At 65.6% G+C, this 3,067-nt stretch carries 3 protein-coding genes and 1 pseudogene; 1 reads left to right on the top strand and 3 read right to left on the bottom strand.

Features of this window, described 5'->3' with window-relative positions:
- The 3 genes and pseudogenes from ACE3UY_RS03305 to ACE3UY_RS03295 form a co-directional block, all read right to left on the bottom strand.
- Positions 1 to 558, bottom strand: a pseudogene (locus tag ACE3UY_RS03305) (hypothetical protein); the annotation flags it as partial.
- A gap of 68 nt (positions 559 to 626) precedes the next feature.
- Positions 627 to 2,045, bottom strand: a complete 1,419-nt coding sequence (locus ACE3UY_RS03300; protein ID WP_374686127.1) for a tetrathionate reductase family octaheme c-type cytochrome — start codon at positions 2,043 to 2,045, stop codon at positions 627 to 629.
- Entirely contained in the window at positions 2,042 to 2,386 is a 345-nt protein-coding gene (locus ACE3UY_RS03295) for an ArsR/SmtB family transcription factor (protein WP_374686126.1), read from the bottom strand. Before ACE3UY_RS03295 ends, ACE3UY_RS03300 begins: the two co-directional genes overlap by 4 nt.
- Positions 2,387 to 2,657: 271 nt before the next feature.
- Here ACE3UY_RS03295 and ACE3UY_RS03290 point away from each other — a divergent pair.
- Positions 2,658 to 3,067, top strand: a 410-nt coding sequence (locus tag ACE3UY_RS03290) for a LacI family DNA-binding transcriptional regulator (protein ID WP_374686125.1), incomplete at its 3' end; no start/stop codon positions are given.

Below are 3,067 nucleotides of genomic sequence, written 5' to 3'. Positions count from 1 at the left end.
GTCGATGACGCTCGTCTCGGGGTCGGCGGCGTCGGCGGCCAGCTCGACCAGGGGCCGGCCGTCGCGGCTGGTGGTCGCCGGGCCGCCGCCGGTGTGGCGCGCGCCGACGCGCTGTACCCACTCGGGCGTCGTCAGGTCGATGATTGGGTCGCCGGCGGCGGAGAGCGTGCGATAGAGTAGTACGTTCCACCGGCCGAAGAGGCCGGGGCTGATGTCCCAAGGGCGGCCGCCGGGGACGCCGCCCGGCTCGGTCAGGCCGGACAGACCCACATCGGCGTGGAAGTTATTAGCGGGGGCGGCAATGAAGGCGGTATCGTGGCAGCCGCTGCCGCAGGTGGTCATGGTGGAGACGGGGTTGCCGGAATCCAGCACGTTCGCGCCGTCCACGTCCAGCAGCGGGAAGGTGGGGTGCATGGGGGCGGGGGCCGGCGCGGACTCCGCTTCCGCGTCCGACGTGGTCCCTTGGGCCAGCACGCCGCGATTGAGAAACAGCAACAGCCCGGCCAGCAGGAGCGCCGCGCCTGTGATCAGTTGGATGGATAGTCGCCTCGTGTGCATGGCAGTGGTCAGTGGTAGGGGCGGGTTTGAAACCCGCCCGTACGTGGTTGTCCGTCGTTCGTCGCTCGTCACCGCCCGCCCCACTCCATCGGGTCGCCGTAATAGCCCAGCGCCGCCCAGTCCATGCGGCCGTTCTCGCCGTGGCAGTCGTAGCACTGCAACGCCTCTTCCTTGGGCTGCACCATGTGATCCATCGACCAGTACATGGCCGTGGGCGCGAAGCCATACTCGCCGCTGAAGGCCAGGCCCGTGTTCGGCTCGTTCAGCCGGAAGGCCGACTCCCAATCGAACGTGTCCCAGAAGCCGCCCTCGCCGGCGGTCATCGGAACCAGCAAGTACTGGTTGACCACGTCGTAGGGCTGGCGGGCGGTGTGGACTTTGAACGGGTAAATCCTGGCCTCGGGGTCGGCGATATCGCCTTGCGGGTCGTTGATCAGGGTCACAGCCGCCGGGTCGATGAGGTCGCCGATCAGATAACGGTCGGCCGCGCCGTTCCACCAGGCGTAGGTGGGCTGCGTGTCGTGCTCGTAGACGAAGTTGCCCTTGATCTTCAGGTAGACGTGCGGGTCTTCGGGCAGCTCCTGGCCGGCGGTCGACCAGTCCCAATCGACCTTGGTGGCGTGGCGCAGCGCGCCCTCGGGGATGTGACACGTCTGGCAGGCGACAGCGTCGGTGTGGCTGCTGATGCGCGCGTCGGCGTGGATGGGTTCGACGTGGCAGTTGGCGCAGGCCAGGGTGTCCTTCACTTCGGGGCTAACCGAGATACTGTGGCCGGTGATCTGGTGATTCTCGCCGCTGTGGCAATCGACGCACTGGAAGTCGAGGCGGCCCATGTGCACGTCAATGCCCGCATCGGGATAGTAGAGGCTCTCGTCCAGGTCGCTGTGCTTGACAGCGTTGCCGCCGCCGCCGTTGAAGTGGCAACTGCCGCAGTTCTGGCGCGTCGGCCGGCCTACGCTCTGAGCCGAGGCGGCCAAATCCACGCCCGCGGCCGGCAGCCCGGCGTCGTCCTTGGCGTAGAGGTTGGCATCGGCGTGGCAGACCAGGCAATCGACCGCGGTCTGCTGGCTGAAGTCGAACGACGCGTCGGCCCAGCCGTAGCCGGCGTGGCAGCTGGTGCAGCCCGTCCAGTTGCCCTGGATGCCGATGCAGAAGTTGTTGAGCTGGTTCTTCTTGCCGACCGTGACCGGCTCGGCGCGGCCGGGCAGCAGCACCGGCTCGCTCTCCCACGTCCAATGGGTGGTCTGCATCATCTCCTGGGCCGAGGTCTCGTGGCACTCTAGGCAGGCGGCGGTCACCTCCTGGCCGGCGGCGTAGGGGCCGGGCAGCAGCGCGGCATGGTCGGTGTGGGCCGGTGTCGGCGCGACGTAGGCCCACGGGTCGGGCGAGACGGCGTCGCCGGATGAGGCGAACAGCAGGACGGGTACGGCGATAAGGAGGGCCGTGACGATCAGACCGACGATCCAGAGGAATCGAAAGTCCTTCATGATGGCTCCGTGATGGCTGGGGAAAGAACATCCGATTGGCGGGTCAGGGAGTCGCGCAGGATTTGGCGCATCATGTCGAGCACGTCGATGACGCGCGGCTCGGTCAGACGGTAAATGACGGCCGCCCCATCGCGCTCGCTGGTGACCAGGTGGCGGTCGCGCAATACCTGGAGGTGGCGGGAGACGGTGGGCTGCGGCATGTTGAGGTCGGCGGCCAGCGCGGAGACGTGGCGTGGCTGCTCGGACAGGGCGTAGAGGATGTAGAGCCGCTTGGGGTCGCCGAGGGCCTGACAGACGCCGGCATGCAGCAGGTTCAACTCATCAAGCGAGGGGGAATCCATTGGCGTTCCTCATGTATTCGGATAAACGAATACATGAGCAGTCTACGCCGATGACGCAGTGCGACATAGTGACATTTGTCATGAAGAAGGGGTGACAGATGTCATGCACAGGGCAGGTGGGCGATTTGGCAAATCGCCCTACAGGTTTGGGGGAGAATGGCGCTAATACTTATTGACAAGCAACACCTCATCATTATACTACTAATACGAATTACTAATACCATTTACCGCACCGCTTGAACTGTCTGTCAGTGAGGAGAGGAAGAGGCGGATGTCTGAAGAGCGCAGGGTGCGCCGTCCCTCGATGGCCGATGTGGCCCGGCTGGCCGGCGTGTCCCAAACGACGGTATCGTTCATCGTCAACGATACGCCGGGAAGCAGCATTCCCCAGGAGACCCGCGACCGCGTTCTGTCCGCTGTGCGCGAGCTGGACTACCGCCCCAACGTCAGCGCCCGTAACCTGCGCACCCAGTCCACCAACCTCATTGGCTACGGCTTCGACGAGCCGTCCGGCGTCACCTCCCACCCCATCCTCGACCAGTTTCTCTATTCGGCCATCCTCAGCCTGGAGGCGGCCGACTACCACCTGTTGACGTTCGTCACCGGCTCGCGAACCGACACCGAGGTGTACGAGGAGCTGTACCGACGGGGCCAGGTGGCCGGCTTCGTGCTGGCCAATAC

It is taken from the genome of Promineifilum sp. (SeqCode), from assembly GCF_041918635.1.
GTDB lineage: Bacteria > Chloroflexota > Anaerolineae > Promineifilales > Promineifilaceae > Promineifilum.
The sequence above is the reverse complement of the archived record's forward strand: the minus strand, read 5'-3'. Positions and strand labels throughout refer to the sequence as shown.

What these genes read in the sequence shown, in the direction of transcription:
- ACE3UY_RS03295 (WP_374686126.1), bottom strand. Translation starts at nt 2,386, where the DNA reads ATGGATTCCCCCTCGCTTGATGAGTTGAACCTGCTGCATGCCGGCGTC.
- ACE3UY_RS03300 (WP_374686127.1), bottom strand. Translation starts at nt 2,045, where the DNA reads ATGAAGGACTTTCGATTCCTCTGGATCGTCGGTCTGATCGTCACGGCC.